Origin of the sequence: Paenibacillus sp. PAMC 26794 (assembly GCF_000316035.1) — a bacterium.
Classification (GTDB): domain Bacteria; phylum Bacillota; class Bacilli; order Paenibacillales; family Paenibacillaceae; genus Paenibacillus.
The window spans coordinates 84,734-111,716 of the sequence record NZ_ANHX01000071.1; the positions used below are offsets into that span (position 1 = coordinate 84,734).

21 protein-coding genes are annotated in these 26,983 nt (G+C 47.2%); 8 read left to right on the plus strand and 13 right to left on the minus strand.

Features of this window, described 5'->3' with window-relative positions; genetic code table 11:
- Positions 1 to 22: 22 nt before the first annotated feature.
- Both D829_RS0122680 and D829_RS0122685 read right to left on the minus strand, forming a co-directional pair.
- Positions 23 to 727, minus strand: a complete 705-nt coding sequence (locus tag D829_RS0122680; protein WP_017691208.1) for a PspA/IM30 family protein — start codon at positions 725 to 727, stop codon at positions 23 to 25.
- Between the two features lie 229 nt (positions 728 to 956).
- Positions 957 to 1,178 (minus strand): hypothetical protein, encoded by a 222-nt coding sequence (locus tag D829_RS0122685; RefSeq protein ID WP_017691209.1) that lies wholly within the window; start codon positions 1,176 to 1,178, stop codon positions 957 to 959.
- A gap of 228 nt (positions 1,179 to 1,406) precedes the next feature.
- Between D829_RS0122685 and D829_RS0122690 the strand changes: the two genes are divergently transcribed.
- From D829_RS0122690 to D829_RS0122720, 7 genes are all read left to right on the plus strand, one after another.
- Entirely contained in the window at positions 1,407 to 3,089 is a 1,683-nt protein-coding gene (locus D829_RS0122690; RefSeq protein WP_017691210.1) for a sigma-54-dependent transcriptional regulator, read from the plus strand.
- A gap of 166 nt (positions 3,090 to 3,255) precedes the next feature.
- A complete protein-coding gene (locus D829_RS0122695) occupies positions 3,256 to 4,242 on the plus strand; it encodes a 2-keto-3-deoxygluconate permease (RefSeq protein WP_017691211.1) in 987 nt (328 codons plus the stop codon).
- Between the two features lie 95 nt (positions 4,243 to 4,337).
- Entirely contained in the window at positions 4,338 to 5,633 is a 1,296-nt protein-coding gene (locus tag D829_RS0122700) for a four-carbon acid sugar kinase family protein (protein WP_017691212.1), read from the plus strand.
- Positions 5,630 to 6,631, plus strand: a complete 1,002-nt coding sequence (pdxA, locus tag D829_RS0122705) for a 4-hydroxythreonine-4-phosphate dehydrogenase PdxA (protein ID WP_017691213.1) — start codon at positions 5,630 to 5,632, stop codon at positions 6,629 to 6,631. Before D829_RS0122700 ends, pdxA begins: the two co-directional genes overlap by 4 nt.
- Positions 6,632 to 6,937: 306 nt before the next feature.
- On the plus strand, positions 6,938 to 7,504 hold the full coding sequence (locus D829_RS0122710; RefSeq protein WP_017691214.1) for a TetR/AcrR family transcriptional regulator: 567 nt from the start codon (positions 6,938 to 6,940) through the stop codon (positions 7,502 to 7,504).
- Between the two features lie 120 nt (positions 7,505 to 7,624).
- Positions 7,625 to 8,746: an ABC transporter permease gene (locus tag D829_RS0122715; RefSeq protein ID WP_017691215.1), complete on the plus strand. Its 1,122-nt coding sequence runs from the start codon at positions 7,625 to 7,627 to the stop codon at positions 8,744 to 8,746.
- A complete protein-coding gene (locus D829_RS0122720) occupies positions 8,746 to 9,429 on the plus strand; it encodes an ABC transporter ATP-binding protein (RefSeq protein WP_017691216.1) in 684 nt (227 codons plus the stop codon). The genes D829_RS0122715 and D829_RS0122720 overlap by 1 nt, the downstream gene beginning before the upstream one ends.
- Before the next feature lie 122 nt (positions 9,430 to 9,551).
- Here the strand turns inward: D829_RS0122720 and D829_RS0122725 are convergent, their stop codons facing one another.
- The gene (locus D829_RS0122725) at positions 9,552 to 10,493 is read right to left on the minus strand and encodes an AraC family transcriptional regulator (RefSeq protein ID WP_017691217.1); all 942 of its coding nucleotides are present in this window, start codon (positions 10,491 to 10,493) and stop codon (positions 9,552 to 9,554) included.
- A gap of 199 nt (positions 10,494 to 10,692) precedes the next feature.
- Between D829_RS0122725 and D829_RS0122730 the strand changes: the two genes are divergently transcribed.
- A complete protein-coding gene (locus D829_RS0122730; protein WP_017691218.1) occupies positions 10,693 to 13,866 on the plus strand; it encodes an alpha-mannosidase in 3,174 nt (1,057 codons plus the stop codon).
- A gap of 109 nt (positions 13,867 to 13,975) precedes the next feature.
- Here the strand turns inward: D829_RS0122730 and D829_RS0122735 are convergent, their stop codons facing one another.
- From D829_RS0122735 to D829_RS0122780, 10 genes are all read right to left on the minus strand, one after another.
- Positions 13,976 to 14,830 carry an aldo/keto reductase gene (locus D829_RS0122735; protein WP_017691219.1) on the minus strand — a complete coding sequence of 285 codons (855 nt, stop codon included), beginning with the start codon at positions 14,828 to 14,830 and terminating at the stop codon, positions 13,976 to 13,978.
- A gap of 166 nt (positions 14,831 to 14,996) precedes the next feature.
- Entirely contained in the window at positions 14,997 to 16,241 is a 1,245-nt protein-coding gene (locus tag D829_RS0122740; protein ID WP_017691220.1) for a macrolide family glycosyltransferase, read from the minus strand.
- A gap of 182 nt (positions 16,242 to 16,423) precedes the next feature.
- Positions 16,424 to 16,873 carry a hypothetical protein gene (locus D829_RS0122745; protein ID WP_017691221.1) on the minus strand — a complete coding sequence of 150 codons (450 nt, stop codon included), beginning with the start codon at positions 16,871 to 16,873 and terminating at the stop codon, positions 16,424 to 16,426.
- A 377-nt stretch (positions 16,874 to 17,250) separates the two neighbouring features.
- A complete protein-coding gene (locus tag D829_RS0122750; RefSeq protein ID WP_017691222.1) occupies positions 17,251 to 18,504 on the minus strand; it encodes a mechanosensitive ion channel domain-containing protein in 1,254 nt (417 codons plus the stop codon).
- Between the two features lie 148 nt (positions 18,505 to 18,652).
- A complete protein-coding gene (locus tag D829_RS0122755) occupies positions 18,653 to 19,294 on the minus strand; it encodes a polysaccharide deacetylase family protein (RefSeq protein WP_017691223.1) in 642 nt (213 codons plus the stop codon).
- Between the two features lie 188 nt (positions 19,295 to 19,482).
- Positions 19,483 to 20,358 carry a carbohydrate ABC transporter permease gene (locus D829_RS0122760; protein ID WP_017691224.1) on the minus strand — a complete coding sequence of 292 codons (876 nt, stop codon included), beginning with the start codon at positions 20,356 to 20,358 and terminating at the stop codon, positions 19,483 to 19,485.
- A gap of 15 nt (positions 20,359 to 20,373) precedes the next feature.
- Positions 20,374 to 21,243, minus strand: coding sequence for a sugar ABC transporter permease (locus D829_RS0122765; protein WP_017691225.1), 870 nt, complete (start codon positions 21,241 to 21,243; stop codon positions 20,374 to 20,376).
- Positions 21,244 to 21,384: 141 nt separating this feature from the next.
- Entirely contained in the window at positions 21,385 to 22,698 is a 1,314-nt protein-coding gene (locus tag D829_RS0122770; protein ID WP_017691226.1) for an extracellular solute-binding protein, read from the minus strand.
- A 180-nt stretch (positions 22,699 to 22,878) separates the two neighbouring features.
- Positions 22,879 to 24,642 (minus strand): response regulator, encoded by a 1,764-nt coding sequence (locus tag D829_RS0122775; RefSeq protein ID WP_017691227.1) that lies wholly within the window; start codon positions 24,640 to 24,642, stop codon positions 22,879 to 22,881.
- Positions 24,633 to 26,645: a sensor histidine kinase gene (locus D829_RS0122780; RefSeq protein ID WP_017691228.1), complete on the minus strand. Its 2,013-nt coding sequence runs from the start codon at positions 26,643 to 26,645 to the stop codon at positions 24,633 to 24,635. The genes D829_RS0122775 and D829_RS0122780 overlap by 10 nt, the downstream gene beginning before the upstream one ends.
- Between the last annotated feature and the right edge of the window lie 338 nt (positions 26,646 to 26,983).

The following is a 26,983-nucleotide window of genomic DNA, read 5'->3' on the forward strand; positions in this document are numbered from 1 at the left end:
GTTAACGAAATGGTGTAACGTATTACTTATTCTTCAGCTTTTCCTGAATCGCTGCGAGTTCTTCCTCCGCACTTGGCGACGCATTCTCATTATTACCCGCATCTGAGTTCATGTCCCTCTCCAACTGGGCGATTAATTCGTCCAAATCATCTTCCTGTGTCCCAGCACGAAGTTCTGCCAAAGCCTCTGCTTCGTTCAGCGCCTGATTCGCCTTGTCTTCCATGGCCTTCAATGCGGCATCAGACCTGCCCGCAGATGCATTCCGTTCATTGGCCTGTTGCTGCGCCTTTGCATCTGTCATGCGACTTTTCAGTTCTGCATGCCGCGCTTCCAGTTGCCCCAGATCTGCAACCAGTTTATCATTCATATGCTTCATCATCTTGGCTTTGGCGGAAGCACGTTCATAGGCAGCTTGTAATTCGTTCAATTTGTCAGCCAGCTTCACTTTCTTCTCCAGAAAACCACGTGCCTTGTCTTCGTATCCCGACTCCGCCGATTTTTCCGCATACCGCTGTAATTTCTTGACCTCGGCGCTGCACTCATCCAATGCTCGCTTCGCCCGGCTCTCATCTGACAGCACCGCTGCCGTTTCAGCCTTCACCTGACCCAGATCACTGCTCAGGCTGCGCATATATTCATTCACACTCTTCTCCGGGTCTTCCGCCCGCGACAACATGTGGTTCACATTGGCCTTCATCACGTCTCTAAACCTCGATAAGATTCCCATGACTTGTTCCTCCTCCGAAAAGTTCATATGTATACTATAATACATGAATACGCCCACATACGTTTCACATTTCACGTTGGCAAGTAGAGTCTCTCCTTCCCAAAGTCGGTTAATGATGGAGTAATAAAAGAATAGACGAACACCTATAGTGTCGCCTTATGACCTTGTATAAACACACACAAACTTAAGTACTAACCCTTTGCCCGAAATCTACAAATCCCTACCTGATCTATGTCTCAACAACCGGAAGGCTCTCCACCGCTGTGAAAAACACATCCAATAGTTCAACTTTGTACGTAATGCGGACGTATTCGGTTATTAAACCCACATCCTCTTCCCTCTGATACTCCAGACATGGACGGCCTTCACTCCACAGCACCCTGCAAGAAAACTTTCCGACAACATCCTTAATGATGTGATCCGGCTCAGCTACTTTATGAATGTCTCCCATATGAAATCTCCTCACTTCTCTATACTTATCGTGTGCAAATTATGCATTAATTTTGAAATACATAACGGTTCGGTTCAGTGCACTTCATCACATGCCACTCAGGGAGTTATGGCGACATACCACACAAACATTTTCACACATAACAGTGACCTGTCCACCCAGGGTGCCATTCCTCCGTAAGTTGGCTATAATAAGGGGATCAAAGTTTTCTATAAAGGCAGGAAAAATATGCGTACACGAGTTCACTTTATTGCTCCCTACGAATCGATGATTCCTATCATACAAGAGTGCATTCCTCGCTTTCCCCAGTTAACCATTCAGACGGACGTGGGCGACTTGGCGAACGGTGTGGAATTAGCAACTCAAGCTGAGAAAAACGGTGCAGAGATTATCATCAGCCGCGGCGGAACCGCCCAATTGATTAAAAAAGCAGTGACCATTCCTGTCATTGATGTGCAGTTATCAGGCTATGATATGATTCGTTCACTTACGCTGGCAAGCCAGTTTAACGGCCAAACAGCCATTGTTGGCTTCTCCAACATCACCTCTGGTGCACAATCAATTATTGATCTGATGGATCTGCCCCTCAAGGTCTATACCATACATAGCTCGGAGGATGTGGCACGATTGCTCCTGGAGTTGAAAGCTTCCGGGTACCGACAGATTGTCGGAGATGTGATCACCGTCAACACCGCGAAGACCTATGGTCTGGAGGGATTGTTAATCCAATCTGGCCAGGAATCCATCCTTAGAGCGATGGAGGATGCACAGCTGGTCTACCGTTATTTGAGCAAAAATCATGCGATATCGATCATACTGAATGACCTGGTTACACGGGAACATCCCAATTTACTTATTTTAAATGAACGGAATGAAGTTGTATTCGAGAACCTGACCGATTTTGAACAAAATCCGCTGACCGATAATCACATATATCTGACCAACACCAGCCTGGAGTTCCATCAATCCCAGATCCAAAATGTGTTCATGGTGGACGATTATCAACTTACGGTTAACGCCTATGAAACGACCTTAGACAACAAGAACTACAAGGTATATATGTTGGAAAAAGGGCAACCCTATGCCTTTGCACAATTCGGCATAACAACGTTCACCGACGCATCGATGGAGCCTATTGTTGCTGAATCCCCTGCCATGCAGGCGGTATTACAGAACATTCGGGCACTTTACGAGAATCATGAACCGATCTATCTGCGGGGTGAAGCGGATTCCGGTAAATCTTTTCTGGTCAAACATATTCATCAGATGTACTCCGGTGGCGGACTCTTATTACAGATGGATCTCTCGCAAGTTCCGCCCGGTCATTTGCACAACATACCACTCGCCAAGGTTAGAAATGTAGAGATTAACCACATGGAAACACGTATGGAAGATCCGGAGTTGCTCGCCTTTATCCAGAGCTGCCTTCAAAACCAGATTGGGGTGTTTATACTCGGGGAACAGATATTAAACCCGCAGTGGTCACTCGATCTGGAGCTTAATACAATCATGATGCCAAATCTTGCGGATAGACCAGAGGATCTGGCTCCACTGATGCAGCATTTCCTGACTGATTACTACCACAAATACGGAACTACCGCGGTGAGGATAAAAGAAGATGCACTACAGCTGATCCAAGATCAGATCACACATATGAATGTCAACCAGCTGAAACATCTGATCAAGCAGGCTGCACTCAACGAACAAGATTATGTAATCACCACGGCTACCTTGTCCCGCTTGCTGGATCAGCAACCTTCTTCAAGCCCAATGAAGTTGAACGGTACGCTGAAGGAGATTGAGAAGGAAGTTATTCAGTTTGTGCTTCAGGAGGAGAATAACAATCAATCGAAGGCCGCAGAGCGACTGGGGATTAACCGGGCCACATTATGGCGTAAACTTAAAGATTAACTTTAAGTTTACGTCTTTTTTATTGCTTTTATGTGTTGCATTTTTAAACAGTTAACCAAGTATTTAAAATTTACAATAATTTATTGTTGCTATATTAAACGATATGGGATAATATAATCCCTGCAAGCGCTTCATAAAAACGATTACTTCATAAGGAGCTACTACTATGAACATTAAAGCAACTTTAGATCGCATCCCTGGCGGTATGATGGTCGTTCCCCTGTTACTTGGTGCAACTATCAATACATTCTTCCCGAATGCCCTGCGCATTGGCGGATTCACGGAAGCACTTTTTGTCAACAGTGCCAGTACGTTAATTGCCCTGTTCCTGTTCATTGCGGGTACACAGATTACGTTTAAAACAGCAGGTTCCTCTGTCGGCAAAGGATTGACCTTGCTTACGTTCAAATGGGTGATTGGTGCAGCCCTTGGTTTTATCGCTATTTTGTTCGCGGATTCAAACGGGTTATTTCTCGGCCTTGCCCCGCTTGCCATTATTGCTGCGATGACTAACTCCAATGGCGGTTTGTACATTGCTCTGGCCGGCCAATACGGGAAAGAAGATGACAAAGCAGCCTACCCTTTCCTGGCACTCAGTGATGGTCCGTTCCTGACCATGGTAGCGCTCTCCATCTTTGGGGCGATGGGTTTTGCTAACGGCATGTTCTCCCCTATGGCCTTTGTTGCGGTATTGCTTCCGCTCATCGTTGGTGTCATTATTGGTAATCTGGATCGCAATCTGGCGGAATGGCTGCATAAAGGCAGTGACAAACTTGTTCCGTTCTTCGCATTTGCTCTGGGTATGAACATTAGCTTCTCCTCCATCATTCAAGGTGGTCTTAGCGGAATTTTACTGGGTGTGTTAACCGTGCTATTAACGGGCGGAATCGGTTTCCTGCTCTTTAAAGCCATCGGCTGGAACCCTATCGTTGGTGCCTCTGAAGGTTCAACAGCCGGAAATGCGGTAGGTACACCTGCTGCCATCGTGGCTGCTAATGCTTCATTTGGCCCGATTGCCGAGATTGCTACGGTGCAGATTGCGGCGAGTGTTGTAACAACAGCCATCCTGTTGCCGATCTTCATCGGGTTCCTCTCCAAACGACTGGAGAAATCAGGTGGAGTCGCCAAATATAATGAACGACCAACCACATAAATGGTTTTCACCTGATTTAATGTGCTCAATCTATGCTTAACTGATGATCTGAACGGACTTTTTATTCAATTGTGCTTACAAGGAGGGATGACTGCATGAAATTAGCCATTATTGCAGATGATTTGACCGGTGCCAATGACAGCGGGGTGCAGCTTGCCCGTCATGGCTTGAAGACCAGTGTTCTTTTTAATATGGATGAAGGCCCTCTTACACGTTACGATGCCGTCGTCTTTGATACAGATAGTCGTTCCATATCCTCACAGGAAGCGTATGACCGTGTATTCCGGGCTGCCGAATTGCTGACGAACAATGGATTTGAGACGATTTTCAAAAAAATGGACTCCACCATGCGCGGTAATATCGGCATCGAGATTGATGCTGTATATGATGTCGTAAAGCCGGACTTTATGATGATTGCCCCGGGTTATCCAAAAAATAACCGGACGATATTGGAAGGAATTCATTACCTGAACGGCGTTCCGCTGGCAGATACTGAAATTGCCCATGATCCGAAGACACCTGTAACGATTTCCTACCTTCCGGACTTGTTGAAACAACAGACCAAGTATGAAGTTGGCGAGATCACCGTCGCCGATCTGGAAGCCGGGCAGAATCATATTCGCACCAAGCTAGAGCAGTTGAAAACAAATAACATCCCGTATGTAATGGTGGACTCCACCGAAGAAAGACATCTGGAACTGATTCTGCAGATGACTTCCGAGTTGGATTATACCTTTACTTGGGCAGGTTCAGCAGGTATTGCCAATTACCTCCCCGCACATTACGAGTTGGAATCCAGGGCTGTGTCACTTGATATCCCGGAGAATTCCGGTCCAATCCTAACGGTGGTTGGCAGCGTGAACAAAAACTCCCGCGAGCAGCTGCATCGATTGATGCGCAACTCCCGCGTAGCTTCAGTCTCCTTCCATTCGTTCAAAGCGGTATCCGCAATCGCAGACCGCGCGGAAGAGATGGAACGTGTCTATAACGAGGTCCGAGACAAAGCGCTGGAAGGACAAGATGTTGTCCTCTACTCCACCGCAGAACAAGTGGATATCGAACTGGCACGAGCAACGGGCGAAATTCGCGGTCTCAATCACACGGAAGTCAGCAACCAAATTGTACTCGCGATGGGTGAGATCTGTGCCAGACTGCTGGAAGAGGGACTTTTCAAAGGGGTCTCCATGACCGGCGGTGATACAGCAAAACAAATCTGTCTGAAATGGAATATTAGCGGCTTCGAGCTGCTGGATGAGCTTGAAATCGGTGTGCCGATCTCCAAGTTTATAGGGATTGATGATCTGCATGTGATTACCAAAGCAGGCGGATTCGGTAAACCGGATGTCTTTATCCATGCGATTCAAAAATTAAAAGGGGGTATTCTCGTATGAAACCTACAATTGGAATTACAATGGGCGACGCAGCAGGTATTGGACCGGAGATTATTATGAAAGCACTGGGTCATCAAGAAATGTACGATCAGTGCAATCCACTCGTTATCGGTGATGCGAAGATTCTGGAGCGTGTGTTGCCAGTCATCGGCTCAAGTCTGAACGTTAACGCGATTCAAGAGCCTTCTGAAGCCAAGTATGAATTCGGTACTGTGGATGTGATTGATCTGAATCTCGTTCCTGCGGATCTGGAATACGGTAAAGTATCTGCCGTGGCTGGGGATGCAGCATTCCAGTTTCTCGCCAAAGCCATTGATCTTGCCAAAAAACAGCAGATTCACTCCATCTGCACCGCGCCTTTGAACAAAGAAGCTCTGCATCAGGGCGGGCACCTGTATCCGGGGCACACCGAGATTCTGGCGGACCTGACGGATACGCAGGACTTCTCGATGATGCTGACCACGCCGAATCTGCGCGTTATTCACCTGACGACACACATGGGTCTGATCGATGCCATTGCAAGTATTAACCCGGAAAGAACCTACACCGTTGTGAAGCTTGCTCATGATACGTTGAAAAAAGCAGGCTTTGAGAATCCGCGCGTTGCCGTATGCGGAATCAATCCTCATGCCGGGGAGAACGGCTTGTTCGGTAATGGAGAAGAAGAAGAGAAGCTTCAGCCCGGTATCGAACGTGCACAGCAGGAAGGCATTAACGTCGTTGGTCCACTCCCGGCGGACACACTCTTCTTCCGCGCTGGTCGCGGTGACTTCGATATCGTCGTTGCCTGTTACCATGACCAAGGCCATGCGCCGATAAAAGTAATGGGCATCGAGGAAGGCGTGAACATCACCGTTGGTCTGAAAGGCGGCATCATCCGTACATCCGTCGACCACGGTACAGCCTTCGATATCGCTGGCAAAAATATCGCCGATGATAAAAGCATGCTGGCTGCCATTCGCTCTGCTATTGAGCTGGCGCCGAAGGATCAGGGATAACATCAAGATTCATCCGGTACATGCGTGAGTCTGATCGTAAGATCAATTGTATTCGTATCGGTATATATTCGGTATTCAATAAATAGAAGGAAAAAGGCAAACCCTCTGTAAGTTCAAGGGTTTGCCTTTTTGTATATCGTCCACCCATTTATTCAGATCAATAGTCTTGGTTGGTATTATGGCCATCAAACATATGCTAAACTGATCATAATAAGCAAGTAAAGTGAAGAACTCCTGCAGACCTGCAGTACACATCGATTACGTGAAGTTCACACCGACTTTAAATGATAAAAAGGAAGAGATTTAATGGGACGAAAACAATCTTTTACTGAAACAGAGCTACTGGACACAACTAAAAAATTAGTACTTGAGCATGGCTATGACGGTTTTCATCTCAAGCTGCTCTCACAGCATCTGTCTGGAGCACGGAGCACGATATATCAATATTACTCTAATAAAGAAGAGATTGTTGCTGCTTGCATGAAGCGCTCCATATCAACCGTATTAGAGAATTCATTAGCCATTGATGAGACTGATCCAATGGATGCTCTCGAGCAATTGCTCCTCATCTACGCAGAAGAATCTACGCTCCATCAACTTCTGGGAGATGCCAGTAAAATTAATACGACTAATTCTTCCGCAGCAGCGAGAGATCTTGAATTTATTGAGAAAGCACATATGACCCTTAAAATTCAATTATCACGCTTATTTGAACGCGCACAGCAGGATCAAGCTCTGCGACAAGATATTCCTCTACCTGTACTTATTGGTGTTTTTTTTAACTTAATTAATACGCCTAACATGATGAATATCCCTTCGCCTGATTGGGGAAAGTTGCTGTTCCAAATGTGGATCGGAGGAGCCAAGAGCTAACTTTGTTCTTGGATTCAATTTGACACAAGTGTCATTTATATCGTTTAATAATGAAGACCGCGTGGCCACGCATCTAAATTGACACATGTGTCAAAAAAGAGAGAAGGAGTTGAATAGATCATGTTTTTAGCGATGAAGGAGTTAATGCATAGTAAAATGAAGTTTTTGATGATTATCATTATCTTCGTACTAATGGCTTGGTTGGTATTTATTTTATCCGGTCTGGGAAATGGATTGTCTACGCTAGCCGCATCAACATTCAAGACCATGAAGGCTGATTATGTCATCTTTGAAGAAGGAGCTCAGTCTTCCATGAGCAAGTCACTGCTGTCAGATCAACTGGTGGCGAAGGCGGAACAACTTCCTAATGTGGATGCTGCATCACCCATGGGAAGTACGATGGCGACGGCTCTGAAGGAGAAAAGTACGAAGAATGAAGATAAGGTGGACATAGCGATTATAGGAATTAACCCTGGAAGCTTCTTGGAACCACCTATTGTAGAAGGTGAAAGTCTATCTTCCGAGAATCCTACAGGTGTCGTGGTGAATTCGACCATGAAGGATGAGGGCTATAACCTTGGTGATACTTTTCAATTAGATGGCACGACGGAATCATTGACGATTATCGGATATGTGGAGAATCAGACGTATAACCACGTTGCCTCCGTATTTACCCCAATGACTGAATGGCGGAAGATAGCTTTCGCGGCTCCGGGTTCAGATAAAGGAGTTGCAGGTCCCGTTAATGCGATCATGTTACAAGGCAAGGATATCGATCCAACCGTAATTAACAGCAAGCTATCAAATACGGATACGGTTACCCGGTCGGAAGCTGTGCAAGGCATGCCCGGGTACAAAGAGGAGAACGGAACTATTCTGATGATGCTTGCATTTCTACTCGCGATCTCTGCATTTGTACTCGGGGTATTCTTCTATGTCATTACGATGCAAAAGACCAATCAGTTCGGCATTATGAAAGCGATAGGTGCTAGTAACCGTTTCTTGGGAAAAGCCATTATCTCGCAAGTGTTTGTACTTTCGCTGACTAGTATTGTTGTTGGAATCTTGCTGACTTATGGAACAGCAGCAATTATGCCAAAAGGAATGCCATTTAAGCTGGAAACCAGTCTTGTCTTCAATTATTCTATTATCTTGCTGGTTATTGCTATGTTAAGTTCACTGGTATCTGTTCGCAAAATTACTAAGATTGATCCGCTTAAGGCGCTCGGGAGGGTTGAATAATGGTTAAGGGATTGCACATGCGGGAAGTCACCATGTATTATGCCGAAGGAAGCAATCGCATCACGGCACTCGATCATGTATCCATATCAGTAGAACCGGGGGAGTTTGTTGCTGTAGTTGGACCGTCTGGTTCGGGTAAAAGTACGTTCTTATCCATTGCTGGAGCGCTGCTGAAAGCCTCCGAAGGAGATGTTAGGCTGAATGGAAATAATATCTCCACGCAAACTGAGAAAGAGCTGTCTAATATAAGGCTGCAAGAAATTGGATTTATTATGCAATCCTCGAATTTAGTTCCCTATTTAAATGTTCTTGATCAATTGCTAATCGTAAAGAGGATGTCGGGAAAGATTAAAAGGGAGGATAGGGAGTTTGCCACTAAGCTGCTGAACGAGCTGGGTCTGGGCTCGAAATTAAAAAGCTTTCCGGATGAGCTTTCAGGTGGTGAGAAGCAACGGACAGCAATAGCTCGAGCTTTAATGAATAACCCCAACATCATTTTGGCGGATGAGCCGACCGCAAGCTTGGATACCAAACGAGCCCATGAAGTGGTTAGTCTAATCGCGCAAGAAGTGAAATCACGCCAAAAAGCGGCCATTATGGTTACCCATGATGAGCGTATGCTTGAATATTGTGACAGAGTATATCGGATGTATGATGGCGGTTTGTCCCTAGCTGAATCGTGAATGTACTGACACAACAACGTACCCATCATGTTCTACTCTATTCATGTTATGCAAGGCTTCTGTCCAGAAAAATAACCAGTTAAGTAGTATTTTAGGTCTGTCCATCACTCTCCTCGCCCCTCTCACTCTAGACACCCAAGTGGCTCGGGTCTCTCACCCACAAGCATCACGTCACGCTCGCTCTGTGAATGTCTGCTTCGGCGATATGCACTTGGTGACATTCCGTTCTGTTTGTTGAAGATACGATTGAACTGGGAGAAGCTTGTGAATCCACACTGTGCAGCAATATCTGTAATTTTTTCACTCGAATTCAGCAGCATTTGCTGGGCATTGCGAATACGGGTCATCTGCACATACTCCGTGAAGGTGAAGCCGGTAACCTTATTGAATTGGCGAGACAAGTGATGGGCACTTACATAAAAGCGCCTGGATACTTCATCCAAAGATAAATCTTGTTGATAATGACTATGAATATAAGAGGCAATGGCATACATGCGTCGGGACATTGATGATCCTGTCTCTTCACGCACATATCCATTCTCTGCCGAGTACCGATGAAGGGCACAGAGAAACTCCACGAACTTGCTATGAATCATAACCGATTGAAGTGCAGAAGGCTGCTGCGATATAGCAAAAATATCATTGATCGGCGCGAGGACTTCCTTGCGCCGTTCTTCTGTAAATCGGAATATCGGGATCGGTTTATCAAAGACCGAGAACAGTTCTGTGTAACCGCTCTCAAGACCAGGTGTATTACGTGGCATGGCAAAGGTGATCATCAATCGTTTCGGCGGAGCACCCTTCGGATATTGCGTTTTATGCAGCAAAGAAGGCCGCAGAAGAACGATATCCAGAGGCTGGATCTCATATAAACTACCTTCAATGATGTGCGCAGCTGTGCGATCCAGAAGAATACAGATTTCATAGAAATCATGGAAATGCTGAAACTCCATATTCAGTTCATGGGAGCGTTCGTCATAATCCAGATGATAAAAAAGCGAATCTCCAGGCTGGTTCACATGGATCGCATATCCCTGCTCGTATGCCAAAACCGATGGTGTCATGGACATGCCCCCTATCCTGATTCTAATGAGTTTATTTTAGCATGAAATGCAATAAAAAGACGTTATTTTCAGCATACAATACGTAGTTTCGCCTATTTCTCTTTTGTTATGATAGAGTTGATATGTTAGCGCTTGCAGTATTATCGCTCCAACAACGACTACAGCCTGTACTTACTACAAACCAAGGTGGGAAACCAACATGAAAATGAATTCCTTATATACTCGAATCCATACCATTGTGAAACACTTGGAACGTGCACGACTAACCTCAAAGACATATATACCGGAGCTTTATCATAAAGAAAGTGGTTATCACTCCTGGGAACTGGTGCATGAGGACCCTTCCTCCTGGAACGTATTCCGTAAGGGTGATGGCTGGGGCGGCAAAGACGTACACAGCTGCTTCAAAACCCGCATTCAAATCCCGGATCATATGGAAGGAAAAAAGGTCGTTTGTGCCATCGTCACTGGTGCTGATGATATCTGGAATTACGATAATCCGCAATTCTTAGCATTCCTGAATGGGGAATTGGTCTGCGGTCTAGACGTGAACCATACGGAGATTGACCTGACACCCGCTGCGGCAAAAGGTGATGAATTCGATCTGGCATTATATGCGTATTGCAGTACGTCTGCCGCGGATGTTTTTCTAAATGTATATATCGCCGAGCATCATCAGCAAGTCTCCGATTTGTATTACGATCTCAAGGCTGCGCTGGATGCTGCGGATCTGCTGCGTGAGGATGATTTGGAGCGGCTGAAGTTGGTCGAACATCTGAATAAAGCCGTGAATCTGCTGGATTTGCGCCAGGAAAACAGTGCAGAGTTCCATGCTTCGGTGCTGGAAGCGCGCCACTATCTGCAAGACCATGTCTATGGTAATATCCGCCCTGCCGGTGATCACATCCCTACCGTGCACTGTATCGGACACACACATATCGATGTGGCATGGCTGTGGACGCTGGATCAGACTCGGGAGAAGGTCATTCGCAGCTTTGCGAGTGTACTCTACTTGATGGACAAGTTCCCGGAGTATACCTTCATGTCCTCTCAGCCCCAGCTGTATGCATACCTGAAAGCAGACTACCCATCCCTATATGAGAAAATTAAGGAAAAGGTGGCCGAAGGCCGCTGGGAAGCGGAAGGTTCGATGTGGCTGGAGGCCGATTGTAACCTGATTTCGGGTGAATCCATGATCCGTCAGATTATCTACGGGAAGCGTTTCTTCAAGGAAGAATTCGGCGTGGAGAACCGTGTACTCTGGTTGCCGGATGTATTTGGTTATAGTGCAGCGATGCCGCAAATTATGCGCAAGAGCGGTATTGATTATTTTATGACAACCAAAATTGCCTGGAATGATACAAACCAGATTCCAAACGACACGATGTACTGGAGAGGAATCGACGGATCAGAGGTCCTGACCCATTTCATCACAGCAACAGACTATGATAAACATCCTGATTTCAGGCAGCGCCGATTCGAAACGACCTATAATGGACGGTTTAATGCTTCGCAAGTGAAAGGCACGTGGCAGCGATACCAGAACAAAAACATCAATGCAGATGTCCTGCAATGTTTCGGATTCGGAGATGGCGGCGGTGGACCAACCGAAGAGATGCTGGAGCATGGCAGACGACTTGATGTCGGATTGCCGGGTGTACCCGCGGTGAAACGTACCTTTGTACGCGAGTTTTTCGAGAAGCTGGAGCAAAATCTGGCGGATGTTCCTTCCGTTCCTCGCTGGTCGGGTGAGCTGTATCTGGAGTATCATCGGGGTACCTACACGTCCATGGCGCGTAACAAACGGTACAACCGTCATAGCGAATTTGCGCTGGCTGATGCCGAGCTGTATGCCATGATTCATCGTCAGGCGAATGCACAGGCGGCCTATCCAACCGATGCACTGGAGCATGCATGGAAGCTGACGATGCTGAACCAGTTCCATGATATTCTCCCGGGAAGCTCCATTGAGCAGGTATATGTGGATTCCAAGGAGCAATATGAAGAAGTCCTGCGTGTCACGGATGAGCTGAAAGACAGCGCGCTGAAGGGCATTGCAAGCCGAATTACATCTGATGGCGAAGCCATTGTAGTATTCAACACGACCGGATTTGTACGGACGGATGTGGTTGAACTGCCTGCTTTTGCGAGAAAAGTAACCATCTATGATGGAGATCGCCCTGTACCAAGCCAGCAGACTCCCGAAGGCGGACTTGTATTCCTTGCAGAGAACGTGCCTACATTTGGGTATAAATCCTTCCGGATCACACCAGATCTCACAGACGAGCTTGTCGCGGGCGTATCGGTTGCTCAGTGGGAAGCAGATCGGTGCCACATCCATACACCTTGGTACGATATTCACCTGAATGAAAGTGCCGAATTCACATCCGTATGGGACAAGCTGGAGGGTCGTGAGCTGCTTCAGTCTGGCAAACGTGGTAACGTGCTGCAAGTGTTCGAGGATCGACCTGCGGAATACGAGGCATGGAACATTGACGATTATTATGAACAGCATATGTGGGAGATTAATGACCTGCAGTCGCTGGAGTGGGTTGAAAGCGGGCCCGTGCGTTCCGTGCTTCAAGTGAAGCGACAGTTCCTGGACTCGATCATTGAGCAGACAATCATCTTCTACGCGCATACACGCCGGATTGATTTCCGTACGTTTGTGGATTGGAAGCAAGAGCATTTGCTGCTGAAAGCCGCCTTCCCGCTTGATATCTGGAGTGAAAAGGCCGTCTACGAAATCCAGTACGGCAACGTTGAGCGTGCTACCCACCGTAATACGAGCTGGGATCAAGCCCGGTTTGAAGTATGCGGGCAGAAGTGGGCCGATCTGGCGGAGAACGGGTACGGTGCTGCTCTGCTGAACGACTGCAAATACGGATATGACATTCATAACTCGGTGATGCGACTGTCACTGATCAAGAGCGCTACGTACCCGAATGAAAATGCCGACAAAGAGCAGCACGTATTCACCTACGCGCTCTATCCGCATCAGGGCGACTTCCGTGAAGGACGTGTCATCCAAGCCGCTTATGATCTCAACCGTCCGCTGGTTGCCCGTGAAGTAAGTCCGCAAACCGGTACGTTGCCGGGAACATGGTCTCTCGCCTCAGTCGATCAGGATAATGTCGTGCTGGAGGTTATCAAAAAAGCCGAGAACAACGATGATATGATCATCCGTCTCTATGAAGCACACGGCCGCCGCAGTCGGGCTTCCCTGCAATTGCCTGAGGGAGCTGGTGCTACGGCATACGCTTGTGATTTGCTCGAGAACAACGAAGCAGAATGTGCCGTGGAAAATGGTCGGATTTCTTTTGATATCAAACCGTACGAGATTCTGACCTTCCGGATTCCTGCTGGACACTAAACAGAAATTACGCAACATGGAAAACTGCAACAATGCTTAATATGCTTCAATAATGAAGGGCTGCTTCCTGTCATATCTGACATGGGAGCAGCCCTTCATTTGTCGTTCTTTAAAATTCTTCATACTCGCTTGGGTCCTGATCCCACAAACGTCCATCCGGACGATTAAATGCAGAGATGAGCTGCATCTCTTCTGTGCTCAACTCGAAATCGAATATATCGATATTTTCCTGCTGATGCTGCAAGGAGCCGGCTTTCGGAATTGGAATGGAGCCCAGCTGAACATGCCAGCGTAGAATGATCTGAGTTGGCGTTTTGCCATGCGTTTCCGCGATCCGAAGAATATTCCCATCCTTCAGAATATCCTGTACGGCATCATTGCCACGTCCAATCGGACTCCAGGATTCGTTCACGATGCCATGCTTCGTATCCTGTTCCCGCTGATCGGCTTGGTCGAAGAATGGATGCAGCTCAATCTGATTCAGACTCGGCGCTATCCCCGTTTCCTTAATCAGCCGTTCATTGTGCTCAGGCAGGAAGTTACTGACTCCAATGGATCGGATATATCCACGTTTTTTGGCTTCGATCAGCGCTTGCCATGCTTCGACATACATGTCCTTCTTCGGATTGGGCCAGTGAATCAGATACAGGTCGTAATAATCCAGATCCGCTCTGTACAGGGATTCCTGGATCGCCACAAGTGCTTTATCATGAGCGTGATAACGCCCCGGCAGCTTCGAGGAAATGAGCAGTTCTTCTCTGGCGATGGAGCTTTGCTTGATTGCTCTACCCACGGTTGCCTCATTCTCATAGTTATACGCTGTATCAATTAATCGATAACCCGCATCCATTGCGGACGCAATCGATTTAACGCCTTCTTCACCTTTTAAACTATAGGTACCAAATCCAATTGCAGGCACTTTCAAGCCATCGTTCAATGTATATTCCGGAATTCGATGATTCATCTGAAGACTCTCCTTTGCAAAAGATATACGAACAATATGGTAAAAATAATGCCCCTCTCCGTTTATCTACCCCTCCATACGCGCTTGAATCAATTGGAAGTCACCACTCCGTTCTAGTCGGGGTGACGGCTTTCTCTTCTAGCTCTCATGAAGAGCGGTCTCCTTTTCATTCAAACGAAGAGATGGGCGTGACCAATAACGGTTGATTGCCTATAAAGTTCTTAATGGCCATAGCAGCCTGCTTATACCCGCCAGCATCGCGTAACGTTTTCCCAATAACCTCAGCATGCTCCTTGTAGGAGGCATTACCGAGCACTTCTAATACTGCGTTTTTAAGCACATCGGGTGTAAGGTTATTTTTGTCCACGATGACCCCTGCTCCCAACTCCTGTACCCGGCCTGCTACACGCGGCTGATCCGATGTTAACGGAAGCATGATTAACGGTACATTGTAATACAAAGCTTCGCTGGTACTGTTCATGCCTGCATGTGTCAGAAAAGCATCTACACACTGCAACACTTCCAGTTGAGGGACATAAGGTTTTATGATGAAATTGTCAGGAATGAGATCAGCAATGGGCTCTATATCGGTATCCTTCCCAGAAGACAATATAAACTGCACAGGCAAATCACGAAAGGCCGTAAAGCAAAGCTTATAAAACTCAAGATCCTTATTTAAAATGGTTCCCATCGAAATATAAACTGCCTGTTTATAAAGAGCATGCAAAGACTCGTTTGCAAAGCCTGGCGCATCCTTGCGAGATATAATAGATGGGCCAGTGAATACAAAGCTGTCATCCAGCTTCTCCCCCATGGGTTGAAAATAACGACTTGTATACACAATCTTCAGTTGTCCTGAATGCCCTGAAAGTTCCGTTAGGGAAGGTACAGCCACATCGAACTGGGAAGCTATTTGCTGGGACACTTCCACGATGCTGTTATATAGCTCCTTGACCTCCTCCGCATCATCCTTCAGTTGATTGTCTGATCCAAGAGGCTCCACAAAAACAAAGGTGCTGGTTGAACATACCGTTGGTATACCTAGCTTCTCACCTAGAATTTGTCCTCCCCAGCCTATTATGGAGTCAAAAATGATATAATCGTAGGTTTCATGTTCGATCAGATTCAGAACATCTGGAATAAACCGTTGAATAACTTTCTCCAATATCATATATAAAAACTGGTAAGGATGTTTGAGTTCGAATGGCTTCATACCAGGGTTGTTGAGCAGGGTTGCCTCGTTGAAGGAGTAGGCTTTAAATTGTGCGCCTAACGCTTCAATCTTCGTCCGGTATTTTTCGGTACAACAGTAGACCACTTCATCACCGTTCTCTACCAGTTCCTTGATTAATCCAAGCGACGGATTGATATGGCCTTCTGCAGGGATCATCACAACTAATACACGTGCCACGGCACTCACCTCCATTAAATTTTCCAATGAACTCAAGTGGGGGATATGGTAACCCATTCTTCCAGACCATTGGCTTGAATAAATAAAACTCTACTACCTCATTGAGGCGGTAGAGTTCCTATTCATGAGACGGAAGCATTAAAGTCTACGATACCTAACGTTATTTTACTCTCACGATCTGGTCACGGCACCCAGACATCCCTTTTATAAAAGGTTACGCTGTAAGCATCGGTATCGCTGTATCGTCCATCTTTGCTTACCACTTTAAAATATACATTATTGTAGTCGACAAGAACCGTATCCGCTCCTGACGTATTCGTAGAAGAAGCAACCAAATTTCCAGCGCTGTCATAGGCGTACAAATCGTAATCATAGCCGGAAGGAGAACCCAGCACGACAGATTTGCCATGCCCTCTGAATGTAAAGTAGTCTACATCTGTCGGGGATGATAGATAAGACCAAGCACTTCCACCCCAGTAAGCCGGACCGTAGGGAGTGGCCACCGTTTGCGTTGGGATTTTATACGCGGTGCTCAACGTGTCATTCGACTCGTAATTATCCGCCAAGGCCGTACCCACAATCGATCCTGATAAAAGCGTTATCATAATAGCAGAATACAATGTTTTCTTCATTTCATTCTCCCTCCATTTCTTTTGAAAAGTTAGCACGCCAAAGAGACTCCTTACTTTTTCCCTCGTTCTTAGACACGCCTGCTCAGAAAAAGCTCCGAATCACCCCTTTCAAAATATGGAATTAATTAGATTATAATGTAAACAAATACATATTGTCTACTTGTTTTTGCAAACATTCTTTTTTGTTATCTTGCACTGAACCCTATCCCATGAACTGACCCTCAGTCTCATAAATAAAACATGTGGATGTGTTCCTATGATTTTAAAAATTAGCCAACTTACCGACGTGTTCTCACCCATGGCCGAATTAGAGGGGCATCCAAACGTAAAAACGACCACCAATATGGTGGCCGTCACATCTATTTTGATAAATCTTCTTAATACTCTCGCGCATATTGTTTGTTTTCTTTAAGTTGCGCGATATCATGACCCGTTGGATTTTGGAAAGCTCGGAGGCCAAATGTTGACGCCACCGCGAAGATATGGTCAAAGATATCCGCCTGCACCGATTCATACACTCCCCAGGCGATATCATTGCTGAAAGCATAGATTTCCAGAGGCAGCCCGCGATCTTCCGGTGCTAATTGTCGCACAATCAACGTCATATCCTTATGAATTTTCGGATGATTCCTCAGATATTGATGGATGTATTCTCTGAATACACCGACATTCGTAAGCTGTCTGCCATTTACAGTGCTTTCCGTATTAATGTGGTGTTCCATGTTGTATGCGTTGATTTCATCTAATTTTTCCGTGACATAATCAGTCAGGTAGTGGATTTTCTCAAATTCAGCCACCATCTCTTCCGTACAAAAACGGATACTGCTGATATCAATATAGATACTCCGCTTAATCCTTCTGCCGCCGGACACCTGCATGCCTCTCCAGTTACGGAACGAATCCGAAATGAGGGCGTAGCTTGGAATCATCGTAATCGTTTTATCAAAATTCATAACCTTTACCGTATTCAATGTAATGTCGATGACATCGCCGTCCGCATTATACTTTGGCATCTCGATCCAGTCACCAACGCGCACCATATCGTTCGACGATAGCTGTACACCCGCCACGAGGCCCAGGATCGAGTCTTTGAATACGAGCATTAATACCGCCGATAACGCCCCCAGTCCACTGAGGATAATGAGCGGGTTCTGTCCAATCAGGCTGGAGATGACGATAATGCCCCCGATAATGAACAGGACAATCTTGGCTACCTGAATGTAACTCTTGATTGGGCGAATCTTCGACACCTCATAGGTACGATAGATATCATCGAAGACATTCAGTAGAGCATTCAGAACCGTAATCATGATGACGATCATGTAGGTCATTGCTGCTTTTTCAATCAAAGCCTGATAGGGCGGGAAAATATAAGCAGAATAATAGATAATAATGGCCGGTACGAGATGCGACAGCTTATGGAATAACTTCTTCTCCACAATGACGTTGCCCCACTTATACCTGTTGTTATTGACGATATGATTAATCGCCTTGAGCACTAATTTTTTGGCTATAAAGTTCGCCAGCACCGAAATCACTGTTATAAAAATAACCATAATCACATTCGAAAGGTATCCAATGGAAGGTCCACTCATGCCGAGTTCTTCTAGTTGATTTCTGATAAAGTCCATTGTTTCCTCCTGACATAATCTAGTTTAGCCTATTATTATAAAGTAGTTTGAGAGGGCAAGCAAAGTTTGTGCTTCCGCTCCGTTCTTCCTATGCATTATATATATTAAAAAAGGACCCTGTCATTCAAAGAATGATGGGTCCACTTGATTATGTCGTCTTTTCATCATGATCACGAGAAATGTCCAGCAACTCACTCACCGTCACCAATCGATACCCTTCCACGACCAGTTCCTCCACCAGCACACGAACCGCCTCCACCGTCTGGGAACGATCCCCGTACCCGTCATGGAATATAAGCACGCTGCCGGGTTTCACCGCAGACCGGGTATGCTCCAGAATGTACTCAACGCCGGGATTGTCCCAATCCTTCGCATCACCGTTCACCGCACCAATCGTACGATATCCACGCTCCGCCGCCAGAGACAATATATCATCGTTTACGCCAAAATACGGCGGGCGGAAGCAGCGGGCAGGTTGCCCCGTAACTTTTTGAACAAGATTTTCTGCGCGTTGCAGCTCCTCCCCGGCTTCCTCCAGCGTCAACTTGGTCAGATCCGGATGCGTGTACGTATGGTTGGCGATCTCATGCCCTTCACGGTGCACCTCCGCCGCAATCTCCGGATGAGTCTCCATCTCTTGGCCAATCATGAAAAACGTTGCCCGCCCACCTGCACGGCGGAATATCTCAAGCACTTGATGTGTGTATACCGGATGCGGCCCATCATCAAACGTGAAAGCCACAACCTTTTCCCGAACAGACTCCTGCACTACCATCGCGGTATTGACCATAAATAATGACCCCTCTCTGCAACTGCCTGGCTACATACCCCCTTATTATTCCATGACCACAGGCTCCGGTCTAGTCCAGAGATCACACCTTGCGAAATCCCGAATCAAGCCGATATCTACCCGAAAGAGAGTCTAACGAGCAAGCAGCAAGCCCTTTCTACCGCCACGCTCTCCAGTCCAGCCTCCAGCTAACCTTTGATCGCACCTGCGATCATACTCTTCTGCACCTGTTTGTTCAGCAGCAGATAGATGACCACCGTTGGCACTGTCGTAATCATCAGTCCCGCACCAATGATACCCCATTGCGTAATGTACGTTCCCACCATCGACATCATACCCACCGTCAACGTCTGGTAAGCCGTGTTATTGATAAACGTAACTGCAAACATCAGCTCATTCCAGCAGGACAGAAATGTGAAGATGGCTACCGTTGATATAGCCGGGGTTACCAGAGGCAGAATAATAGAGAAAAACGTCCGGTATATGCCACAGCCGTCGATAACCGCCGACTCCTCCATCTCTCTTGGGATACCTTTGAAAAAACTGCCCAGAATGAATACCGCCATCGGAATGCCAAATGCTACATAGGGAATAATCAGAGACCAGTAGCTGTTGAGCAGGCTCAGATTCTTCAAAATAATAAACAATGGCAGCAGCGCCGCATGAATCGGCACCATCATGCCCAGCAGAATGATCGTCATCGTCAACCCGCTGAGCTTCCAGTTCATTCTCGTGATTGCGTATCCCGTCATGGAGGACAGGATCAGTACCAAGACAATGGAGGCCGCAGTAACCAGCACACTATTCATAAAATAGGTCAGCACATGGCCGTCGGACATTGCTTTGGTGTAGTTGCTCCATAGGAACGCTTTGGGCAACCCGGCCACATCACCGCTGAAGATTTCACTGTTATCCTTCAGGGAAAACAGCGCCAGCCAGATGAGCGGGTAGATCTGCACAATCGCGACGAGGATCAGAAACGCTTGCAGGAACACTTTCCCGATCGGTCCGGAGATGGACCTCGGCTTGGGCTTTTTTTGCAACATGACTTCTACGGTACTCATGCCTTATGCCTCCCTCTACTCCGTTTTGAACAATGAATTAATGAGGATCGTACACACCAGACACTCCACAATGATAAAGACCGAGATCGCACTGCCATATCCATACCGGAACGTATCAAAAATGGTAGCGTACATCAGCGTGCTCGGCACTTCAGTGGTGTAGAACGGCCCGCCGCCCGTTAGCACATAGATCAGGTCAAACACCTTGAATGCGCCGATGACGGAAAAAACAAGGCTTACTTTCAGAATTGGCTTCATCAGCGGGATCATGATGGACCATGCCGTGCGAATACGGGAAGCACCATCCATTCGAGCAGCTTCGAGCACATCCTGAGACACGGACTTCGCACCTGCATACATCAGCAGCATGTGATACCCCACGTACTGCCACAAGGTCGGAATAAACGATGCCGCCAGGGCGGTGTCCTTCTGCCCCAGCCAGTCCTGTGCCAGGCTGGATAAGCCAATACTTTGCAGCAGCACGTTCAGCAGGCCATAATCGGCATTGTAGATTTTTGACCACAACTGGGCAATAACCACCGTCGAGATCAACACCGGGATGAAATACACGGTCCGGTAGAAGCCTTCCCCCTTGACGTTGGACGCCAGAATCAGTGCGAGCACCAGCGAGATCGGCAATTGAATGAACACCGAAGCTCCCGCGAATAACAGAGAGTTCTTGATCGAATTTAGCACCCGCGTATCCTTAAACATCTCTACATAGTTGTCCAGGCCGATAAATGTACCCCTGCCCACGCCGTTCCAGTCCAGCAGACTGTAATAACTGGAGACAAAGATCGGAATGAGCACAATGCCGCAGAACAGAAGCAGTGTCGGCAGTACAAAGACGGCTATCGTGCCTTTATTGGAAAATACAGAGTTCATTGTTGTTCTCCTCTCAAAGGCGTGACCGGGATATACCGGACCACGCCTTGTTTGGGTTCATCTTCATTGTTAGCAGGCTTCAGCTTGGCAAGCTCACGAGCTTACACGTGTATGGATTACGCGCATATTAGCCTGCTCGATCTACAGGCTCAGCTCTGTTGGTTTAAGCTGTGCCATCTGTTTGCAGAACTCCTCCGGTGTTACATCGCCGGCAAGCAGCTGGGCAATCAGGTTTTTGTGCGCTTCGGCAGACTCCGCAGGCAGAATGTTATCCCACCAGGCGATGAATGAGGTCGCCGTTTTCATAATATCCGCCGCAGACAGATCTAGGGAGGACAGGCTGGAGGTGTCGAGTGCATCTGTTTTCCAGCTTGGCAGGCCGGCTCCAGCCAGGAAACCTTGTGTACCAAGCTGCTCGCTTAGATACATGAGGAATTCCACGGATTCCTTCGGATGCTTGGTATTCTGGTTGATGTAGAAACCATCGACGGCTCCACCGAAGATTTCGGTATTTGTGCCTTTGCCATCCTCAAACACTGGGAAAGGAATCACTTTCACTTTGCCTTTGACAGCGGAGGACGGGTCCTCAATTCCTGCATTCACCCAGTTGGCCTGGAACATCATCGCGCCATTGCCTGCATTAAATGCCCCAAGCATCTCGTCATAGCTCATGCTGAACATGCTGCTGTTGAACGCTCCTGCTTGCGCAAGCTGCTGCATTTTAGTTGCAGCGGCAACAAAGTCGGGCGAATCCCACTTTGACGGATCTTTAAAGGCTTCCATCACCGCAGCATTGCCTGCCTGACGCATCGCAATAATGTCGTACCAGTACATGCCCGGCCAGCGGTCCTTTTCCCCAATCACAGCCGGGGTGATTCCTGCCGCTTTCAGCTTGGAGACCGCATCCAGCAGTTCGTTATAGGTGGTCGGAATCTTGGCACCCGCCTGCTCGAACAGTTCCGTATTCACATAGAGGTTGGCGATATGTGTGTACACGGGCAATGTGTAGATTTTGCCGTCCATATTAATGGCCTCAGCCATACCCGGCCCCATTCGTTCTTTGATATCGTCCGTCAGGTAATTTGAGATTTCCAGCACATTGCCGGATTTGATGTACGGCTGCATGAAGCTGCCGCCACCCATGCCATAGAACAGGTCTGGCGCTTCACCAGCTGCAATCGATGTTTTGACTTTGGTTTTGTACTGTTCTCCTGTCGTGCCCGTACGTTCAACCTGGATGTCCGGATGCTCGCTGTTCCATTTCTCAACAATCTCGGGCAGCAGCTTGGCCGAAGGATCGGTATTGCCAACCGATTGATCCCACAGCGTCAGCTTAATCTTTCCATTACTTTCCCCCTGTGTACCACCTGACGAACCGGATGAACATGCCGCCAGACTGCTTACAATTCCCAGAGTCAGAATTAGACTTGCTGATTTTTTTAATAGCGCTTTCATCTCTATGGACCTCCCTATGTGTTTTAGTTGGTTCTAGCCCATATTTTAGGCGAACCGTGCGTTGTTCTCCATTTAGAAAACAGGCATCGATTTGTAATATTCGAACATATGTGGATATGGAACTGGAAGTGCGTTTACGCTAAAATCTTCTCTACACTCCCGAGTTGGTATTCTCGTTTTTCAGGTTTTTACATTCCGATATTCGTTCATGGACCGACCGATATGTTTTTTGAACAAGACGCTGAAATAGTGTGGGTCCGGGATGCCTACCTGCTGCCCGATCTCATACCCCTTTAAATCGGTCTGTTTCAGCAGTATTTCAGCCTTTCTCATACGAAGCTGTGTCATATATTCCACAAATGTCTGCCCTGTTTCTTTTTTCATCAGCCGCCCCAGATGGCCCGAACTTACGTAAAAAGCAGCCGCGGTGCTGGAAAGCCCCACTTCCGCATTGCCCATGTTCTCTTCAAGATAAGCCATCACCCGGTCGATCAGATTGCCTTCCTTGGCCTGTCGTTTGGCTTGTATGACATCCGATACCGTGCGGACATGCTGCTCCAGCATGCTTTTTAGTTCAGGCAGATGACCTGCTGTAAAAATGGCAGCAATGGCCTCTTTGTTCAATGCGTACTCTCCCTCAATCTGCTGCTCTATGGCAGCACGCTGGCACTCCGTAACCACATCCATGGCTGCCATCCGAAACTGTGAAACGTCCGAGAACGGCACAGACAGCATACGCTCCAGCAACAATACGGCTTCTTCCCCCGCACCAACACTGACGTAAAATTGCAGTTGTTGAAGCAGCTGAGCATCCGAGTGGTAGGGCCTTTTTCCGCCTTCGATGACCAGATCCTCGAAGCAAATGACCTGATTTTTCCCCACAAACGCCTGATAATCGAGTGCACGACAAGCTTCCCGGTATCCTACACAGGCCCTTCCCCATCCTGATTGCCATTGCCCAATCCCTACGGTCACATCAACTTCACACCCTTCGAGCTTAAGTGTATGTTGAAGTTCTTCCTGTAGCTGCTGTACCTGATTGGAAAATTCCGTATCCGCACCAAGCGAGAGCACAACTATCCGGTTATGCGGGTCCATGACGATAATGGTTTGCGAATCCTGCGGATAAAATGCCTGAACCTGCTTCATGCCTACCATTCGCAGCAGAATATGTATTTCCTCAGCGGGTTGTCGATGGGCTTCTGTCTGATGCTGGCTTAATTGGGGCTGACCGTGTTGTTGTTGTTGTTGAGGCCCTCGTTGTACCTGGTATGTTTGGGGTGTTTGGTGATATGGTTCGGACAGATGTGGATATACCTCTGGTGCAGCTATCTTCGCTTGCGGTACAGCAACCTCCACCTCCATGACTGCGATGCGTGATCCTGGTTCACCAGACGAGATAGGAATGCCGAAGAAACGCGCCTTCTCTTGTAGTTCATCCTCAGGTATCATATCGCTTAACCATTGATTCACAAATCGCTCCCTGAGATAAGGCAAGCTCTGCTTCATTTCCTCCCGCAGCTTCATCAGCTCGTACTCGCGCCCGATCTCCTGCTCGATTGCCGCTCGCAGCTTCGCCGTAACCTGTAATAACTCAGAAGCACGAATGGGTTTCAAAATAAAATCGGAAATGCCCAGCTTCACACTCTGACGAGCATATTCAAATTCATCATGTCCCGTCACAACCACGATTTTTATGTTCGGGTAACGCTCCATGAGGATGCCGCTTAGTTCAATGCCGTCCATCTTTGGCATGTATATATCCGTGAACACGATGTCTGGACGCAACAACTCAACCTGATTCAAAGCCTCTGCAGCATCGGAGGCCTCGCCAATGATGGTCATGCCTTGCTGCTCCCAATCGATACGCATGCGCAGCAGATTTCGGATGAGGTACTCGTCATCCACAATCAATACCTTTAATGGTTCGATAGTTAATTCCATGATTCATCGGCTCCCTTCGGGATCGTTATGATAATGGTGGTTCCTTTTCCAACCTCGCTTTGCAGCTTAAGTCCATCTTCTCTGTCATAAAAAATGCGAAGCCGCTCCATCGTCCCCCATAAGCCAAAGCTTGGATTGTGTTTAGTGTTATAGGTAGGATTAGATGTATTAGAAGAGTTAGAACGGTTAAACCTGTTCATTTCTGTTCGTTGAATCTGCTTCACTTCTTCCTCGGACATGCCGACTCCGTCGTCAGTGATCGTTAGAAGTACCCCTTCTTTGGATCGACGAGCTTGAATGCGTATCGTGCCTGGGCTGCCTTTGGGACGAATGCCATGATACAGCGAATTTTCCACCAGCGGCTGGAGCACAAGCTTGGGAATCATCACCCGCTCACAATCTGGAGCAATATCGTACTGCACCTCAAACACATCGGGGTAGCGCACCTGCTGGATCGTCAGATAATTGCGTACAATCTCAACCTCCTCGTGCAGCGTAATCAGTTCGCGCCCTTTGCTGACACTCAGCCGATAATAACTTCCGAGCGCTTCTAACAACTCACATACCTTATCGTTCATGCCGGACATCGCCAGGGAGGTAATGGAATCAAGTGTGTTATATAGAAAATGTGGCTTGATCTGCGCCTGAAGTGTATTCAGCTCTGCTCGGCGGATCGTCTGCTGCTCCTGAATGATGCGTTTTAACATCTGCTCAATCTGCTCGATCATCTGGTTGTATCCTCCATATAGCTGTGCAAATTCGTAGCTGTTCAGCTCAACCGTCACTTTGCGGAAGTTGCCGCTTGGCGCTTTCTGCATGGAACGAAGTAGCTTGTGAATCGGCTTAATGACGCTACGCGAGATGATGAATGAACTGACAAAAAAGACAGTCCCGTTCACCGCCAGTAAGATCAGCGCAAGCAGCACCATGGATTTATTACGAGTATCGGTAGCCCGGTATGGGCTCATGCTGATGAATTTCCACTGATCATCACCAGACGAACGATAGTTAACCGCATATTCCTGACCACCCGATTGCAAGGTGATGAAGCCGGAGGATTGCTCTTGAAATGTTTGTTTTAACTTGGCCTGATTGGCCTCTAACATCTCTTGCATCCCTTCCTGTCCAGAAGCCGCAGATATGGATTCGCCGGATACAGCAGGCACCGCCTTCTTTCCATCGGTGGCGTTGGTTGCGATCACCCGCTGATGCTCATCCAGGATGGCTACCTGAAAAGAATCCGGTGCAGATAGGTTAGCATAGGCTTGAGCGATGGATTTGCCCTTGATGTTCATGACCAAAAATCCCAGCGGAGACGTATCATCCAAATCCCGAATGAGGCGAATAAACGAGACCACCTCTTGCCCATCATTCTCCCCCGTCGCCGAGACTCCGCTGTCGTTGTTGCCACCATTCAGCCTGAGCAGGTATCGTCCGTTGTGCTTCAGTGCCTGTTCGTACCACGGCGCTTCCTTCACATTTGCTTCCATAAACGTGGGCCATTCCTGTGTACCAACCGAGAATCGGTGCCCCGAATTATCGTAAATATATACTGAATCGATAATTGGAACCGCTTGCATAAGATTGGTCAAATACGCGCTGACCTTGGACTGTGTCTGTAAATTGGAGTACACATTGCCCTGCCGCAGCAGGTTTTGCAAGTTGGGATCGGAGAAAATCATTTTCGAATAATTGTTCACATTCTCGATCATCAGATTAACGTTGGTCTCAATGGATGTAATCGTCTGAAGTGATGCCTCATTGATCTTTCGCTGCGCGTCACTTTCCGAGATTCGATTCAACACCAATGCACTGAACGCCACCGTTAGCAGAATAATGACAAAGTAGGCAAACGGGATTTTAAAAGCCAGCGTCTTGGGCTTGCGTTGAATGAACTCTTTGAAACGGGGAGTCCAATTCTTCTTCATTGCACTGGAGTTCGCTTTTGCATTTGCGTTTACTTCTGCATCGGTCTCAATATCTGATTGGGCTGTTGCTTTCACCTCTATTTTTCATCTCCTTCTGTTACTACTCCTGCATCTGTTGTTGCATCTTTTGCTCTTTGATTCAATGTGACCCTCCTTTGGTTCCGATGTGTGATGGGTTTATCGGTTGGGATCGGATGACCTGTTGTGATATCCACCACTCTCTCGGATTTTATACAATTGTATATTATAGGACTGTGTATGGAGCAGGCTCAACTCTTTTTATCGCTTGGGGATGGCTTGACTGAGTGAAATAGAATGAGGTTTTGGGGATCTGATCGTGGTGAATGCTGCGGGTAGGGGCCCCTAATTGGAGCCGCAAGGAGTACTGCTTTATAAAATGTTGGAGGTACAGA